Here is a 17,226-nt window from a genome sequence, read left to right as displayed (position 1 = left end):
TTCCAAAAAGGAGAATGTTCATTGCGCTACTTAACTGCCGGAGAATCTCACGGAAAACAATTGACAACAATTATTGAAGGATTGCCAGCTGGGATGCCCCTCTTACAGGAGGATATCAACCAATCTTTATTCCAACGGCAAAAAGGGCATGGGCGCGGCAAACGAATGCAAATTGAAAAAGATACCATCGATATCACAAGCGGTGTAAGACATGGACATACGCTTGCTTCTCCAGTTTCACTCGTTATAAAAAATGATGATTTTAAACATTGGACGGATATTATGGGAGAGGATCCGATAGATGAAAATGTAAAATTAAGAAGGGTGGTAACCAGACCCCGTCCTGGTCATGCCGATTTAAACGGTGCCATGAAATACGGCCATAGGGATATGCGAAATGTACTGGAGCGTTCCTCGGCACGTGAAACAGCGGCGCGCGTGGCTGCCGGTGCAGTCGCCAAGACATTATTAAAACACTTGGGAATTGAAATTTCCGGCTATGTAAAAGAAATTGGCGGTATCCGGGCAAAGGAAATTGAAGGTCTGTCCGTGAATGAGCGCCAAAGCATCGCAGAAGATTCCTCAGTCAGGGTATTGGATAAAGAAGTGGAGCAGCCGATGAAAGATGCCATCGATGAAGCAAAAAAAGAAGGTGACTCCATCGGCGGAGTGGTGGAAGTTTATGTGGAAGGTATGCCCGCAGGAGTTGGTTCCTATGTTCACTATGACCGCAAATTGGACAGCCGGATTGCCGGGGCAGTTGTCAGTATAAATGCCTTTAAAGGAGTAGAGTTTGGCCTGGGGTTTGAGGCAGCGAGGTTGAATGGAAGCAAAGTACACGATGAAATAGCCTGGTCGGAGGAAGCCGGTTATTACCGTAAATCGAACCGTTTAGGTGGTTTTGAAGGTGGAATGACCACCGGGATGCCACTGGTAGTTAAAGGGGTAATGAAACCGATCCCGACCCTGATGAAGAAACCACTGCAAAGCGTGGATATTGAAACGAAGGAACCATTTAAGGCTACTGTTGAAAGATCGGATGCATGTGCAGTACCTGCAGCTTCTGTTGTCATGGAGCATGTTGTGGCATTTGAACTGGCCAAAGCCATTACCGAACAATTTCCGAGTGATCAATTTTCAAAATTAAAAAAAGCCATTGACGAATACCGTGAAGAAATCAGGTGTTTTTAGTGGAAAAAATGTTAGTACAGTCCAGCTCCCATTCATACGGCATTTACATCGGGAAACAGCTGCGCTTTCAATTAAACGATTATTTGGAAAAAGAATATTCATCCATTTTAATTATTAGTGATGAGCAGGTTTCATCATTGTACCTGGACGACTGCTTATCCAATTTCCCTGCTGAAAAGGTATATCAATCAGTTGTTCCGACCGGGGAACAGTCAAAAAGCTTTGAAGCCTATTACCGGCTTCAGACCGAGGCATTGACCTTTGGACTTGACAGGAATTCCTTAATCATTGCTCTGGGTGGCGGAGTAGTAGGTGATTTAGCCGGTTTTGCGGCGAGTACATATATGAGAGGCATTGATTATATACAGGTGCCCACTACGATATTGGCCCACGACAGCAGTGTTGGTGGTAAGGTTGCCATTAATCATGAAATGGGCAAAAACCTTATAGGCAGCTTTTATCCGCCAAAAGCAGTGGTATATGATGTGGATACACTGAAATCACTAACAGATAAGGAAATACGTTCAGGGTATGCAGAACTTGTAAAGGAAGCACTAATCAGTAATCATAGCTTCTTTGAAATGCTGCTTTCCACAGATATCTATCAGGTCAATGCTGAACAATTGACTGATCATTTACTCCAGGGCATAAAAATAAAGGCTGGCATTGTAGAAGCTGATGAGCGGGAATCCGGAGTACGGAAGTATTTAAACCTCGGACACACGCTTGCACATGCATTGGAATCAGAACTGGGGTACGGATCAATTACCCATGGAGAAGCGGTTGCAGTCGGTTTATTATTTGCCATGCATGTAAGTGAACAAACCTATGACGTTAAGATGCCATACAAGGCGCTTTATGACTGGCTGGATAAAAATAGGTATCCTGTGAAGGGAATGTATTTGGACAGAGAGGATGCATTAATCGGTAAAATGAAAGCCGATAAAAAAACGGTGAATGATCACTTGCAAATGGTACTCTTACAAAGAATTGGACAGCCAGTAGTAAAAGAAATCAGTGACCAGGAAATAAAGCGTTATTTACAAACATTTAAAGAAAGGCTGGTGAAATAAATGACGCGTGGAGTGCGTGGAGCAACAACAGTAGATAGAAATGATGAGGAGCAGATTATAGCTGAAACGAGAAAAGTAGTAGAAGAGATGATCTCCAAAAATGAGATTAAGCCGGAAAGCATTTCACATGTATTTATTTCTGCTACAAAAGACATAGATGCCGTGTTTCCAGCCAAAGCCTTAAGGGAGCTTCCGGGATTCACTTATGTCCCGGTAATGTGCATGTCGGAAATGGATGTACCAGGGGCCCTGCCATTCTGTATACGGATTATGATGGTAGTAAATACAGAGAAAGAGCAGACCAAAATTCATCATGTTTTCCATAATGAAGCAGTAAAACTGAGACCGGACCTAACCCAGGAAAAGAGGTGAGTAAGGCATGGAAGGAAAAGCAATATTAAACAAACTGACACCATACAAACAAGGGAAGCAAATGAAGGAAATCAAAGAAACATATGGTCTGGAACGAATTGTTAAACTTGCATCCAATGAAAATCCATATGGTTTTTCACCGGATGTCGCTGCCTATTTCAAAACAGGATTACATGAGTTACATATTTACCCTGATGGTTATACACAAGAACTGCGCACCAAGCTGGCAAATAAATTAAACCTAAATGAAAAACAGCTTATTTTTGGCAGCGGGTCCGAAGAGATTGTCCAAATGATCTGCAGGGCGTTTCTGTATCCGGGAACGAATACGGTCATGGCTGTACCAACTTTTCCGCAGTATAAACATAATGCTCTTATTGAAGGTGCTGAAGTAAAAGAGGTGCCGCTCATTAAAGGGAAGCATCATCTGGCAAAAATGGCTGGAGAAATTGATGAAGCAACCAAAGTAGTGTGGCTTTGCTCGCCGAATAACCCTTCAGGCACTGTTATACCGAAAGAAGAACTTCAATCTTTTTTAAACAATTGTCCTTCCCATATTCTCGTTGTTTTGGATGAAGCATATTACGAGTATATGGAAGATGATGCGGAAACAATAGAATGGTTTTCTTCATATGAGAATGTAATTATTTTGCGGACTTTTTCCAAGGCGTACGGGCTTGCCGGCCTCCGCATCGGCTACGGGATTTCCAACCCGAATATCCTTCGTAAAATTGATGTTGTCAGAGGACCGTTCAACACAACATCCATTGCACAAAAAGCTGCAATCATTGCACTTGAGGACCAGAACTTTATTAAAGAGACAAAGCAAAAAAACCAAAAAGTAAAACAATCTTTTGAAATATTTTTAGATAAAATCGGATGGGAGTATTACCCTTCACAAACCAATTTTTTGCTTGTTTCCACACCCGTTAGCGGAATAGAAGTTTTTGATTACTTATTGGAAAAAGGATTTATTGTCAGGCCCGGAGAGTTGTTGGGCATTCCAAATACCATGAGAATTACAATTGGAAATGAAGCTGATATGAAAGAGCTTGAAAATGCTTTATTGACCTTTCATCAAAACCATTTGAAGGAGATTTAATTGTGAAGCGAAAGATACTTATAGCAGGGTTAGGATTAATTGGGGGCTCACTTGCCAAAGGAATCGCACTATCTGAGGAAAATTATATTATTGGCTATGATGTAAATAGGAAATCCCTGGAATATGCCAAAGAAAATAACATGATCGATGAAGCGGCAGCCGAATTTGCAAAAGCGGCTGAGAAGGCTGATATTATCCTATTGGCTGCCCCTATATCAGAAACGATGAAACTAATGGACCAATTGGATGACATCCCATTTTCCAATGAGGTCATCGTCTCGGATACTTCTTCGGTAAAACAGACAATCATTGAAAAGGCGGAGAATTTATCCAATCCGCAAATTGCATTTATTGGCGGGCACCCAATGGCAGGGTCGCATAAAAGGGGAGTAACTGCCGCAAGGGCGCATTTGTTTGAAAATGCCATTTATGTCCTGACACCTTCTGTCAGAAGCTCACAGGAAAAAGTGGATACCTTAAAGGATGTTTTAAAAAACAGCAGAAGCAGGTTTGTACAGTTAAACCCTGATGAACATGATGTAATGACAGGAGTGGTCTCCCATTTTCCGCATTTAATTGCATCTTCCTTAGTTCACCAGGCAAGAAAATGGGGCGACTCCCATGCCTTTCTCCCCAATTTGGCTGCCGGCGGTTTCCGGGATATTACGCGGATAGCATCAAGTAATCCGGAAATGTGGCAGGATATTTTTTATCATAACCGATATAAAATGTCCCGGCTTTTAGGGGAATGGATTGACGAAATGCAGTTTTTAAAAAAACTGGTGGACAACAACAAAAAGAAAGATATGGTTAACTACCTGGAAAATGCGAAAACGTACCGGGATGGATTGGGAGCAGAAGAAAAGGGAGCAATCCCTGCCTTTTATGATTTATACGTGGATATTCGCGACCAGACAGGCGCATTGGCTTCTGTCACTCAGTTGCTTGCAGATCATGAAATAAGCATTAATAATATTCAGATACTGGAAATCCGTGAAGGGATCACCGGGGCGCTGCGCTTAAGTTTTTCCTCAAGGGACAAGCAAAAGAAAAGCAAAAACGTTCTCCAGAAACACGGCTATGAAACATTGATCCAGAAATAATACAGAGGTGAAATGTTGATGAAACAAACGCTAAAGCCATCGAGCCAACGATTGACCGGTACGATCCATGTTCCCGGAGATAAATCCATTTCACATCGTGCGGTTATTTTGGGGGCCATTGCAGAAGGCCGTACAGAAGTGAAGCATTTTCTCAACAGCGAGGATGTCATGCGTACAATAAAGGCATTCCGGGAAATGGGAGTGGTAATAAATAAATCAGATGATGCATTATCCATAGAGGGAAAAGGGATAGGAGCCCTGAAAGAACCTTTATTTCCTTTGTATTTTGGCAATTCAGGCACAACGACCCGTCTTATGATGGGATTATTGGCAGGACTGCCATTTTTCACAACCATTTACGGAGATGATTCCTTAACGAAGAGACCAATGAACCGTGTAGCTGACCCCTTGAAAATGATGGGAGCAAAGATAGACGGAAGAAATGAGGGGAATCTCCTGCCCCTGTCCATTAGAGGTTCGTCTCTTAAAGGAATTGATTATCATCTCCCGGTCAAAAGTGCCCAGGTTAAATCATGTCTTCTATTAGCAGGACTTCTGGCAGATGGAGTCACAAAGATAAGTGAAGATACGTTAACACGGAACCATTCCGAAAAAATGCTAAAAGCATTCGGCGCAGACATTCATTCAGAAAACAACACAACAACGATTACGAATAAAAACAGTTTATCTGCAGTCCCTGTTTTCGTCCCGGGGGATATTTCCTCTGCTGCCTTCTTTCTTGCAGCAGCAGCTATTGTTCCCGGCAGCAGGCTGCTACTTAAGAATACAGGACTGAATAAAACAAGAACAGGCATATTGGAAGTTCTCCATGATATGGGTGCCGACCTTCAAATACTTCATGAAGAAGAAGTTGGGGGGGAGCATATTGGTGATATACAGATTGCCTATCAGGAGCTTCGTGGTACAACGATAGAAGGAGATTTGATCCCACGATTAATTGACGAAATTCCTATTATTGCTCTGATTGCCACCCAGGCTGAAGGAACTACTATTATACGTGATGCAGAGGAACTTCGGGTAAAGGAAACAGACCGTATTCAAGCAGTAGTGGATGTTCTATCGAGCCTGGGAGCAAATATAGAGGCTACAGAAGACGGAATGATTATTCATGGGAAAAATACGCTGCCAGGTGGAATTATCCCACCATATAATGATCACAGAATTGCAATGATGGCCGCTATTGCTTCACTCATTGTAAAAGAGGAAGTTGTTCTTGAAGATGCATCTCCCATTAATACTTCCTATCCTGATTTTTTCAAAGACCTTGATCGTGTAATCAAATGATTCAGGAAAATTCGGGTCAGAACCAGAAAACATTATGTAGAAGGCGACCAACAAATAATATCAGCTCCGGAAATATACGAAGACTCCTGCGGGAGAAAAAGCAAAGGTGTAACCCGGCAAGGGCGTCAGTACCATCAGGTTCACCAGCTTTCCGCAGAAAGTGAAGTATATTTCCGGAGCTTGTTTTTGTATACAAGCTCTTCTTTGATCCCATCCCATCTTAATCAGATTCTTTTCTGTTTGAAGTATGAATTATATTTCGTTATGATTGTTGTACCATGTAGAGAGGAAGCCTAATATGAATACGATTATGCAAGCAATTAATTTAATGGAAAGCAATCAACCTGAAAAAGCAATGAATGTTTTGGACAATTATTTGTCACAGGCAAATGAAGAAGAAAAATATACCATTGCCGAAATTTACATACAATGGGGATTAATACAGGAAGCAATAGATATTTTAGAGGCTTTGCTGCAATCCTACCCGCAGGAAAGTGAACTGAAAGTGCAGTTGGCTGACCTGTATACGGAATTGGAAAAAGATGAAGAGGCAATTAATTTATTAAATGAAATTGATGAGGAAGACCCGGAGTACACAGCAGCATTGGTTCAACTCGCAGATCTTTATCAATCACAGGGGCTTTTTGAAGTCGCCCAGCAAAAATTATTAACTGCCAAACAAATGGAACCGAATGAAGCAGTTATTGATTTCGCACTTGGTGAGCTGCTGTTCTCGACCGGGGAATACAACCAGGCAATCACTTACTATGAAAAAGTGAGGCAGGAAATGGATGAAATTAATTATGTATCCATCGATGAAAGACTGGCTGAAGCATATGCCGCTGCCGGGGAGTATGAAAAAGCATTAACCTTTTACGGAAGTCTGGAAAGCGAAGACCCGGAACTCCTTTTTAAATACGGACTCACTGCCCATCAGGCTCATCGAAATGATATTGCTATTAAAGCATGGGAGAAGGTCATTGAATCAGACATATACTACCATACTGCATACGATCGGCTCGCAAAAGTATATGAAGAAGAAGGAATGCTGGCAGAAGCATACGAAACTGCCAATAAAGGGCTTAAGGTTGATGAATTCAATAAGGAACTGTATTACCTGTCCGGTGTTTTGGCACACAAACAAAATAATGAGGAAGAAAGCGAAAAACGAATGATGGAAGCCATTGCCATTGATCCGGACTATAAAGAAGCCATCCTTTTTTTAGTCCGCTTGTTAAAAAACAAAGATAATTTTGAAGGAATTATCGACCTCCTTGTAGAAATTAAAGGTACAGGGGCTGAAGATCCGTTATATGAATGGGAACTTGCACAGGCTTATAATGAAACAGAATCATATAATAATGCATTAAAACACTATAAAGAAGCATATAATAGCCTTAAAGCCGACAGCGAATTCCTCAAGGAGTATGGATATTTTCTTACAGAAGAGGGGAGGATGAAGGAAGCAATTTCCGTTCTAAGGTCTTATATCAGCCTGGAACCGGATGATGCCGATACAGCTGCGTTCCTGGAGCGTATGGCACTATCAGACGAAGGCGAATAGATCCGAGAGCCATTAATTAAAGGGGGGATCCGTGAATGCAGTCATCTGTAACCGTAAAAGACAAAAAAAGTTTTATCAAGTGGTTTCTGAATCACTATCAGCTAAAAAAGAGAGAAAGCGTATGGATATTAAATTACTTAGTTAACCACCAGGAAATACTTGCCAACGTTCATTTTGTAAGAGAAGCAAAGTTTTGTCCACGCGGTATTATCATGACAAGCCACTGTTCAACTGAGACACCCTTTCGTTTTTATAAAAATCAATTGGTAACAACGGATGCAGAAAAATCCTTTCATGATATACGATTAAACCAGCATGAACCGCTTTATTTACAGCTGAATTTCAGTAAATCATACAAAAACCCTTATTATGTAGCCGTTTTGGAAGAGAACCCTTTTTTACCTGACGAGTACTTTATCACAGAAAATGATAAACAACAGGCAAAACAACTGCTGGATAAAACAATATTAGACAATCAAAGAAAGCTGCTTTTAAAAGGTATTGATGAAGCGTTGGACAAAAGGGATTATAGTAAGTTTCAGCGTTTGACCTCCGAGCTTAAAAAGCTTGAGGCAAAAAATAATTTTCAACCTAAATTGCAAGAGCAATAGGTTGATTTTTTTTGCGTATATAAGATAAGATTTATGGTAATGGGTTTTCCCAGCTAACATAATCAGGAATTTTTTATAAAGAAAGTGAGGTTTGATAATTAATATGAAATGGAAAAAAGAAGACCTTAAACAGTATGTACAGGCAAAGGAATATATCGATACAGTAATCATTCCTTTAATTCCTTTTCAATTTACGGATGAACAAAACATAGAAAAAGATGCATTTCAAAGTGAAGTACTGTCGATTCTCACAAATGAGATCGAAAAAGAACTGACCGGCAGGGTTATGTTAACCCCAGGTTATCATTATATTAAATCTGCCGGGTTGGAAGATGAAAGCACGATCCTGCAGCGTTGGACAGAAGAAATTAAAAAGCAGCCGTTTGAACATGTTTTCTTTCTGACCTTTGATTCCGGATGGAAAAAAATTGAAGGGAAACTTGATGGTACACTGCTTTGGCTGCCAGGTGTAAAATCAGGTGATTTGAAGTCTGCGGAAATGCATACTGTAATAAAAGACCAGGTTGAACAAATCGGTGAATTAATTAGATCTTATTGGTAAAGATATTATAATGTATCCTTATTATGGATTTGGAAACATTTTGTTAACGTTTATGATATTGATTGACCGGACAAGCAGTTTGCGCTATCATGGTTATGTCCTAGTAATAAAATATAACGATTATTTGTCCGTGATTAATGGAAAAGAGGGGGGAAAATCATGAGTGAAAAGAAACAGCAGGTAACCCGAAGACAATTTTTAAATTATACACTTACAGGTGTAGGTGGTTTTATGGCAGCCGGAATGCTTATTCCTATGCTGAGAATGGCTGTTGACCCTGTGTTGCAGGATTCCGGAGCGGGAGATATGGCCAACGTCGGTCTGTCTGTTGATGATATTACATCAGAGCCGCAACGAGTAGACTGGCAGGTCGAGCAGGTGGATGGCTGGTATGAATCTGAAGTAAATCGCTCTGCATGGGTGTTTGTGGACGATAATGGAGATATTCAAGCCTTTTCCCCGATATGTACACACCTTGGCTGTGTTGTATCATGGGAAGGAAGCGATGATCATCCCGAAATGTTCTTCTGCCCGTGCCATGATGGACTGTACCATAAAGACGGGACAAACGTACCGGGTACACCGCCACTGGCACCGCTTGATGTATACGACCATGAAGTAAGAGATGGAATGCTATTTCTGGGTGAACCAAGACCAAGAGGGGAGGCGTAATCATTTATGCTGCAGAAAATTTATGATTGGATTGACGATCGCGTAGATATTACGCCAATCTGGCGGGATATTGCTGATCACGAGGTACCGGAACATGTTAACCCTGCTCATCACTTTTCAGCTTTTGTATACTGTTTTGGCGGGCTGACATTTTTCGTTGTCGTCATCCAAATTCTTTCCGGTATGTTTTTAACGATGTATTATGTGCCGGATATTGAAAATGCCTGGAGATCTGTACATTATTTACAAACAGAAGTTGCCCATGGGCAAATCGTTCGTGGTATGCACCACTGGGGAGCGAGTGTAGTCATTGTCATGTTGCTCTTACATACGTTGCGTGTGTTTTTCCAGGGCGCTTATAAAAAACCGCGTGAACTGAACTGGATGGTTGGCGTATTGCTATTTTTCGTCATGCTTGGTTTAGGTTTCACTGGTTACTTATTGCCGTGGGATAACAAAGCTTTCTTTGCAACTCAGGTTGGGCTAGAGATTGCTGAGCAAGTGCCTTTTATAGGACCGGAATTAAAGACACTTCTGGCTGGTGATCCGAATATTGTCGGTGCCCAGACATTGACAAGATTCTTCGCCATTCATGTATTCTTCCTGCCTGCGGCGCTGTTTGCACTACTGGCAGTACACTTTATTTTAATACGCAGACAAGGAATTTCCGGACCATTATAAAAAGGAGGGAAAAGCTGTGCAAAAGGGAAAAGGAATGAAGTTTGTCGGGGACTCCCGAATATCAATAGAAAGAAAACCGAATAAGTCCAAAGATTATTCTGAATACCCGGGAAGAACAGAAGCTTTTTGGCCCAACTTTTTATTAAAAGAATGGTTGGTAGGTGCTGTATTCCTGGTAGGATTTCTAAGTCTGACACTGGCGCATCCTTCACCTCTGGAGGGAGTTGCCGATCCAACGGATGCAGCTTATATACCTTTGCCAGATTGGTATTTCCTGTTCTTGTATGAATTATTGAAATATGAATTTGCAAGCGGGGACTGGACCATCATGGGAATTCTGGTACTGCCCGGTCTTGCATTTGGTGCACTTCTTCTCGCACCGTTTCTGGATAACGGTCCCGGCAGAAGACCGCCTCAACGACCAATTGCTGTTGGGATGATGCTTCTCGGGATGATATCTGTTATCTGGTTAACATACACTTCTGCTGCTGCTGTTGATTGGGAAGGCCGGGCAGAAGCCAACAGACCGATCCATCCGGATGATGAAGCGGCAGTTGACACCTCCCATGAAGGCTATGAGGTTTATGAAAATAGCTGTATGTCCTGTCATGGAGGTAATCTGGAAGGTGGAGCAGCCGGTCCGCCATTATTGGATCTGGATTACAGTGCGGAAGAACTGGCGGATATATCAGAAAATGGTATTGGTACCATGCCGCCGGATCAATTCCAGGGAACGGATGAAGAACTCGATCAATTGGTTGACTTTATATTAAGTGTGAACGAAGAAACTGATTAACAAGACTAAACACCTTTGCCACCATTATAGGCAAAGGTGTTTTTTAAAGCTTTTTTATCATTCTAAAGGGAAAGGATTAGAAGTAATGCTCAGATATATCTTACTCGATAAACGATTTCTTATTTTACTTTTCATCGTTAACCTGCTGGGCACCATTTATGGGTTTACGTGGTATGAAAGTCAGTTATCCGTCACACCACCTATCTTTATTCCGTTTGTACCGGACAGCCCGACAGCAAGTTTATTCTTCACTATTTTTCTTCTGTTTTTTATTTTCGGCAGGAATGTGCCATACATAGAAGCTTTGGGACTCGTTACTTTATTTAAATATGGAATCTGGGCAGTTGTAATGAATTTGCTCACATTGGCTGTGGAAGGTTCACTCGACTGGTCAGGGTATATGCTGATTGCTTCTCATGGTGCCATGGCGATACAGGGCATTTTGTATGCTCCGTGGTATAAAATTAAAATGCGGCATTTGGTGGTGGCTGCTGTTTGGACATTACATAACGATGTAATTGACTATGTTTTTGGCATGATGCCCATCTATTCCAGTTTGACTGACTATATGAACGAAATTGGCTACTTCACTTTCTGGCTCAGTATCATTTCCATATTTATCGCTTATAAAATTACAATCGGGTCAACCAGACAAATAGTATAGTGTTAAAATATCATCCCGAATCATATAGTAGGTATTAGAAAAACTATTCGGGGTGATTTCTTTTGCGAAAAAACCAGATGCGCTTTCTTTTGTTCATTATTTTTTCATTGTTTATTCTTACTGCGGTTTTTTCCATTTTGGAGGTAAGTGCAGCAGCCGAGAGTTCAAATACAGCCAAAAAGAACTTTGATCTTGTACCATTTATCTGGACAGCAGGTATCGTTGGCGGATGTATCGCAATTACATTATCCTATGTAAGTTGGAGAAAATACAGAGGGGAAGAGAAGAAGAAGTCCAGGGAGGACAAATCAATTGACTAAACAGCCGTATTTGACTAAAATTGACCATAGGAAATAAATTCATTTTACAGGAGGTATGCAGTGTGGGGTTAGGCGGTTATTTGATTTACATTGCCCTTTTACTGATTATTCCATTATGGGCACAATCAAGAGTTAAAACGACCTACAGCAAGTATTCCAAAAAACCTACTTCATCTCAAATGACCGGTGCACAGGTTGCAAGAAAGATTTTAGATGATAATGGCCTATACGATGTTCATATCGAAGAGGTAAAAGGGGAGTTAACGGATCACTATGATCCACGAAAAAAAGTGGTTAGACTCTCAAAAGGAATCTTTCACGGCCGTTCCATGGCATCCTCTGCTGTAGCTGCCCATGAAGTGGGACATGCTATTCAGGATGAACAGGAATATGCCTTTTTAAAATTCAGAAGTGCACTGGTGCCAGTTGCCAACTTCGGTTCAAATATTTCCTTCTTTTTCATTCTAGCCGGTATATTCTTCGGAATGACAAATATGCTCCTGCTTGGTATTATCTTCATGTCAGCAGCAGTTCTGTTCCAATTGGTAACATTGCCAGTCGAATTTGATGCATCAAATCGGGCGATGGGGCAGATGGTTGCCTCAGGTGTGATCCGGAACGAGGAAGAAAGGGAAACAAAAAAAGTGTTAAACGCCGCGGCGATGACTTATGTAGCAGCAGCACTCGTAGCTGTCATGGAATTGTTGCGTTTTATATTAATATACGCAGCCAGCAGAGATTAATAAAAAAACTTCCCCGTAAATTTTTAAAGTGGGGAAGTTTTTTTATAGGCTATTTTCTAAATAAATGTAGATTTTCCTTTATTCAGTAGGAGTAAACTGCGAAGTAACTATTTTTAGTTTCCTACGCCTATGCAGCACTACCGTCCGGGATCACTTCAGTCGGTGCTTTCACCACAGGCACAAGTGCAACATCGACTCAAATTCGTTTCGCCGTGTTTTCTTTGCTGCTGGCACAGCCTTCTCAAGAAGACCGCTCAACGGGGGCTTCGGACTCTTGCTGTTCCCAAAAATCTTTACGGTGGGATGAGTATTTAGCGCAGTCCCAGGAGTGACCGCCCTACGTTCACCCGGACTAGTTAGTGCACATTTTTGCTTCGATCAATTGCTCTAGTAATAGGTAGTAATCCCATCCCAGCGGAGGAAATACACGGAGACTCCTTGAAAATGCTAGGCATTTTCTGCGTGCGATGTAATGCTGTCGAAGCTTTACTTGTCCTGCGGGAGGAATGGCCTCGGTGAGACCCCGCAGTGCTTTAGCACGAGGAGGCTCACCAGCCACCCGCGGAAAGCGTAGTGTATTTCCGGAGCGGTATATCGGTGCTCTAAAGTTACATCGTAGTTTACAGACTTTATGGCATAAGCAATTCCCTTTGAGATCCTGTGGAATTACATAATCTGCTGATCACCAATTATTATTTACCAAATATTCCCGGTCATTTCCTCATTTTTATCTTTCTATCGGATTTTTGTTTTCATCAAGAGTAAATCCTTCGCCTAAGACATCGTGCACGGTGCCGACAGCCACAAAAGCGTTAGGATCAATCTCATTTATAATATTTTTCAGCCGCACTATTTCATTTCTCGCAACGACACAATACAGTACATTTCGTTTTTCTCCCGAATAACTGCCTCTGCCGTCAAGAATGGTTGCTCCCCTGTCCATTTCTTTTAATATTTTCCGGGATATTTCTTCATAGTTCTCCGATATTATGGTCGCTCCCCTTGCAGTATAGGCACCTTCCTGTATAAAGTCGATTACTCTGGCACCAATATACACGGCAACAAGGGTATACATTCCCTGATCAAGTTCCAAAATGACAAATACGGATATGGCTATTACTGCGAAGTCAAACATAAACATCGTGCGCCCCATCGTCCAACCGGCATACTTGTTTACCAGCCTGGCGATTATATCGACCCCACCGGTAGTGCCGCCATAGCGAAAAATAATACCAAGCCCGACTCCAATAAATACACCAGCAAAGAGTGCTACCAATGTCATATCATCCTGCAGCCCCACATTAAACTGATAGGTTTGAAAAATGGATAAAAACAAGGAAACTGCAAATGTTCCAATAATCGTGTAAAGAAATGTATTCCTGCCGAGAAACTGCCAGCCGATGAAAAATAATGGTACATTTAAGAGAATGTTTGTAATAGCTGGATCCCAGCCCCATAAAAAGAACAGCAGTAGCGTGATCCCTGTAAACCCGCCTTCCCCAAGATTATGCTGCATATTAAAGTGAACAAGACCAAACGAAAAAATGGCTGAACCGAATAAAATGAACAAGATACTTTTTAACTTCAAACCTAACAGCATTTTATTTCAACCTCCATAACTTTATCGTGCAATATTCTTTATTATAGATAAACTAATGATTGAGAACAATAAAATGTTTACATCGGGCTAAATAATTTGTCAAAATTGTACCTGTTCGCTACCATTAAGAAAGATGAACATTTAAGAGGGGGAGATACCAATAAACAATTCAAATTTTACGACCGGGGAAATCCAGCAGCGTGTAGATAATTATATTTCCCAATTTAAAGAAGGATATTTTTCCCCTTTAAGTTTAATGGCACGACTTTCAGAAGAAACCGGCGAGCTGGCAAGAGAAGTAAATCACTATTACGGTGAAAAACCAAAAAAGAGCGATGAAGAGGAAAAAACAATAGAAGAAGAATTGGGGGATATTCTTTTTGTAATCACCTGTATTGCCAATTCTTTGGATATAGATATGTCTGAAGCCTTTGACAGCACGATGAAAAAATTTGAGACCCGGGACAAAGACAGATGGACAAGAAAAGATTAACAGCAGCTTGGAGGAATAGCAATGAACATAAAAGTGATTTTAGCAGGACCGAGAGGAAGAATGGGGTCCCAGGCAATTGACATGCTATTGGAAAACAAGAATGACTTTACACTCATGGCCTGTATAGACAGAAAACATGACGGGATGTTACTGAAGGATATTGACGATATGCCGGATCTTTCCGTTCCTGTCTATGAAGATCCGCAAGCATGTTTAAAGGAAATGGAAGCAGATGTATTTATTGATTTAACGGTGCCTGAATCAGGCTACAGAAACACGAAGGCGGCGATATTGAATAATGTGCGTCCCGTTGTTGGAACTACAGGCTTTAACGATGAACAAATTAAAGAGCTATCAGCATTATGCAAAGAGAAGAAGCTGGGGGCCATCATCGCACCGAATTTCGCCATTGGTGCAGTACTGATGATGAAATTTTCCAAAATGGCAGCAGCTTATTTCCCTGATGTGGATATTATTGAAAAACATCATGACCAAAAACTTGATGCACCTTCCGGGACTGCAGTGAAGACTGCCGAACTGATGAAGGAAACGAGAAATGCCAAAAAACAGGGGCATGAGAATGAGCAGGAAATATTAGCGGGGGCCCGTGGAGCAGATGTGGACGGAATGAAAATTCATAGTATCCGAATGCCCGGTCTTGTCGCACATCAGGAAGTTATTTTTGGCGGAAAAGGACAAACATTGACGATTAAGCACGATTCCATAAACAGGGATTCATTTATGGAAGGCATCAAAGTCAGTGCAAAACAGGTAATGGAAATGGAAAAGCTTGTTTATGGACTGGAAAATATATTGTAGGGATGATCAGATGAATATTGCACTTATTGCCCATGATAACAAGAAACAGGATATGATTAATTTCAGTATCGCTTATACACATATTCTAAAAGAGCATCGTTTATTTGCCACCGGTACTACGGGAAAAATGATTACAGAGGAGACAGGGCTGCCAATTCAATTGTTTCAATCAGGACCACTGGGCGGGGATCAGCAAATTGGTGCCATGATTGCCAATAATGAGATGGATATGGTTATTTTCATCAGAGATCCGCTTACAGCCCAGCCGCATGAACCTGATGTCAGTGCATTAATGAGATTAAGTGATGTGCATGACATTCCTCTGGCAACCAACTTGGCGGCAGCGGAAATTTTTATACACGGTATCGCACACGGGTCATTTGACTGGAGAAAAACAATAAACAAGCAAAAGGATAACGATTAAATGAGAATTGGTATAACATGTTACCCAACCGTGGGCGGTTCAGGTGTGGTTGCAACAGAGCTTGGCATGCTTCTGGCCGAAAAGGGGCACGAAATACATTTCATTACTTCCGGTTTGCCTTTCCGCTTAAACCGGGTTTATCCTAATATTTATTATCATGAAGTGGAACTGAATCACTATCCTGTATTTCAATACCCGCCATATGATTTGGCACTGGCAACAAAAATGGCGGAAGTGATTGATCAGAAAAAGCTGGATATTCTTCATGTGCATTATGCCATGCCGCATGCGATCTGTGCTATTTTGGCAAAGGATATTGCAGCACATGATGTGAAAATTGTAACCACCCTGCATGGCACGGATATAACGGTACTGGGAATTGATCATACGTTTAAAAAAATGATTCAGCACGGCATAGAGAAGTCAGACGCTGTTACGGCTGTTTCCCATGACTTGGTGAAACAGACGAATGAAAGCTTTAATATACAAAAAGAAATTTCCGTTATTTATAATTTTGTAAACGAAAGAACGTATTATAGAAAGGTATTGCCCTATATCAAAGAACAGTATGGCATTCAGACTGATGAAAAAGTGGTTATTCATATATCCAATTTTCGGAAAGTAAAACGGGTCCAGGATGTCATTTATACATTTAAAAAGATACGGGAACACGTCCAAAGCAAGCTTATGCTGATTGGTGATGGGCCGGAATATACTTCCATGGTTCAGCTTGTTGAAGAACTGGAATTAACCGATGAGGTTCTGTTTTTAGGGAAGCAGAAGAATATCAGTGACCTACTTTCCATTGCCGACTTAAAATTATTAATGTCGGAAAAAGAAAGTTTCGGTCTCGTATTATTGGAAGCCATGGCTTGTGAAGTTCCGTGTATAGGCACGAATACAGGCGGAATACCCGAAGTCATTGAACACGGAAAAACCGGCTATATCGTTGATGTGGAGGATATAGAGAATGCCGGTAAATATGCCGTACAGCTGCTGACGGACGAAAAAAACTTTCTGCAATTTTCCCGCAGTGCCATTGAACATGCAAGAAAGTACTTTCATTCAGATAAAATTACGCAGGAATACGAAAGACTATACAGTAAACTGCTAAATCAGACAAGGTGATCC

General features: G+C 41.3%; 20 protein-coding genes. 19 read left to right on the top strand and 1 reads right to left on the bottom strand.

The annotated features are described in order from the left end of the window. Nucleotides 1–21: 21 nt before the first annotated feature. From aroC to ACZ42C_RS04540, 15 genes are all read left to right on the top strand, one after another. The gene (gene aroC, locus ACZ42C_RS04610) at nucleotides 22–1,191 is read left to right on the top strand and encodes a chorismate synthase (protein ID WP_461182756.1); all 1,170 of its coding nucleotides are present in this window, start codon (nucleotides 22–24) and stop codon (nucleotides 1,189–1,191) included. Between the two features lie 8 nt (nucleotides 1,192–1,199). Next, complete coding sequence (aroB, locus tag ACZ42C_RS04605; protein ID WP_461182794.1) at nucleotides 1,200–2,264, top strand: 3-dehydroquinate synthase; 1,065 nt, start codon at nucleotides 1,200–1,202, stop codon at nucleotides 2,262–2,264. Then, complete coding sequence (gene aroH / locus ACZ42C_RS04600; RefSeq protein WP_461182757.1) at nucleotides 2,265–2,636, top strand: chorismate mutase; 372 nt, start codon at nucleotides 2,265–2,267, stop codon at nucleotides 2,634–2,636. Nucleotides 2,637–2,643: 7 nt separating this feature from the next. Continuing rightward, nucleotides 2,644–3,738: a histidinol-phosphate transaminase gene (hisC, locus tag ACZ42C_RS04595; protein WP_461182758.1), complete on the top strand. Its 1,095-nt coding sequence runs from the start codon at nucleotides 2,644–2,646 to the stop codon at nucleotides 3,736–3,738. A gap of 2 nt (nucleotides 3,739–3,740) precedes the next feature. After that, complete coding sequence (locus tag ACZ42C_RS04590) at nucleotides 3,741–4,841, top strand: prephenate dehydrogenase (RefSeq protein ID WP_461182759.1); 1,101 nt, start codon at nucleotides 3,741–3,743, stop codon at nucleotides 4,839–4,841. A gap of 12 nt (nucleotides 4,842–4,853) precedes the next feature. Next, on the top strand, nucleotides 4,854–6,146 hold the full coding sequence (gene aroA, locus ACZ42C_RS04585; RefSeq protein ID WP_461182760.1) for a 3-phosphoshikimate 1-carboxyvinyltransferase: 1,293 nt from the start codon (nucleotides 4,854–4,856) through the stop codon (nucleotides 6,144–6,146). Nucleotides 6,147–6,444: 298 nt separating this feature from the next. Continuing rightward, entirely contained in the window at nucleotides 6,445–7,710 is a 1,266-nt protein-coding gene (locus ACZ42C_RS04580; RefSeq protein ID WP_461182761.1) for a tetratricopeptide repeat protein, read from the top strand. Between the two features lie 35 nt (nucleotides 7,711–7,745). Beyond that, the gene (locus ACZ42C_RS04575; protein WP_461182762.1) at nucleotides 7,746–8,321 is read left to right on the top strand and encodes a ReoY family proteolytic degradation factor; all 576 of its coding nucleotides are present in this window, start codon (nucleotides 7,746–7,748) and stop codon (nucleotides 8,319–8,321) included. Nucleotides 8,322–8,424: 103 nt separating this feature from the next. Further along, nucleotides 8,425–8,883, top strand: coding sequence for a YpiF family protein (locus ACZ42C_RS04570; RefSeq protein WP_461182763.1), 459 nt, complete (start codon nucleotides 8,425–8,427; stop codon nucleotides 8,881–8,883). 159 nt (nucleotides 8,884–9,042) lie between these two features. After that, a complete protein-coding gene (locus ACZ42C_RS04565) occupies nucleotides 9,043–9,555 on the top strand; it encodes a ubiquinol-cytochrome c reductase iron-sulfur subunit (protein WP_461182764.1) in 513 nt (170 codons plus the stop codon). 6 nt (nucleotides 9,556–9,561) lie between these two features. Then, nucleotides 9,562–10,236, top strand: a complete 675-nt coding sequence (gene qcrB / locus ACZ42C_RS04560) for a menaquinol-cytochrome c reductase cytochrome b subunit (protein ID WP_461182765.1) — start codon at nucleotides 9,562–9,564, stop codon at nucleotides 10,234–10,236. Nucleotides 10,237–10,252: 16 nt separating this feature from the next. Then, nucleotides 10,253–11,032 (top strand): c-type cytochrome, encoded by a 780-nt coding sequence (locus ACZ42C_RS04555; RefSeq protein WP_461182766.1) that lies wholly within the window; start codon nucleotides 10,253–10,255, stop codon nucleotides 11,030–11,032. A gap of 85 nt (nucleotides 11,033–11,117) precedes the next feature. Then, a complete protein-coding gene (gene lhaT / locus ACZ42C_RS04550; RefSeq protein WP_461182767.1) occupies nucleotides 11,118–11,696 on the top strand; it encodes a lipoprotein heptaprenylglyceryl N-acetyltransferase LhaT in 579 nt (192 codons plus the stop codon). Between the two features lie 62 nt (nucleotides 11,697–11,758). Next, complete coding sequence (locus ACZ42C_RS04545; RefSeq protein ID WP_461182768.1) at nucleotides 11,759–12,016, top strand: sporulation protein YpjB; 258 nt, start codon at nucleotides 11,759–11,761, stop codon at nucleotides 12,014–12,016. A gap of 62 nt (nucleotides 12,017–12,078) precedes the next feature. Continuing rightward, nucleotides 12,079–12,759, top strand: coding sequence for a zinc metallopeptidase (locus ACZ42C_RS04540; RefSeq protein WP_461182769.1), 681 nt, complete (start codon nucleotides 12,079–12,081; stop codon nucleotides 12,757–12,759). A gap of 727 nt (nucleotides 12,760–13,486) precedes the next feature. Here the strand turns inward: ACZ42C_RS04540 and ACZ42C_RS04535 are convergent. Continuing rightward, a complete protein-coding gene (locus ACZ42C_RS04535; RefSeq protein WP_461182770.1) occupies nucleotides 13,487–14,359 on the bottom strand; it encodes a YitT family protein in 873 nt (290 codons plus the stop codon). Nucleotides 14,360–14,519: 160 nt separating this feature from the next. On the opposite strand from ACZ42C_RS04535, the gene ACZ42C_RS04530 reads away from it, so the two are divergent. From ACZ42C_RS04530 to bshA, 4 genes are read left to right on the top strand one after another with little or no spacing between them, the layout of a single operon-like run. Further along, the gene (locus ACZ42C_RS04530; protein WP_461182795.1) at nucleotides 14,520–14,852 is read left to right on the top strand and encodes a nucleotide pyrophosphohydrolase; all 333 of its coding nucleotides are present in this window, start codon (nucleotides 14,520–14,522) and stop codon (nucleotides 14,850–14,852) included. A gap of 21 nt (nucleotides 14,853–14,873) precedes the next feature. Then, nucleotides 14,874–15,671 carry a 4-hydroxy-tetrahydrodipicolinate reductase gene (gene dapB, locus ACZ42C_RS04525; protein WP_461182771.1) on the top strand — a complete coding sequence of 266 codons (798 nt, stop codon included), beginning with the start codon at nucleotides 14,874–14,876 and terminating at the stop codon, nucleotides 15,669–15,671. 10 nt (nucleotides 15,672–15,681) lie between these two features. After that, nucleotides 15,682–16,095: a methylglyoxal synthase gene (locus tag ACZ42C_RS04520; protein WP_461182772.1), complete on the top strand. Its 414-nt coding sequence runs from the start codon at nucleotides 15,682–15,684 to the stop codon at nucleotides 16,093–16,095. Further along, nucleotides 16,096–17,223, top strand: a complete 1,128-nt coding sequence (gene bshA, locus ACZ42C_RS04515) for an N-acetyl-alpha-D-glucosaminyl L-malate synthase BshA (protein WP_461182773.1) — start codon at nucleotides 16,096–16,098, stop codon at nucleotides 17,221–17,223. Nucleotides 17,224–17,226: the final 3 nt, after the last annotated feature.

It is taken from the genome of Virgibacillus kimchii, assembly GCF_055379185.1.
The sequence above is the reverse complement of the archived record's forward strand: the minus strand, read 5'-3'. Positions and strand labels throughout refer to the sequence as shown.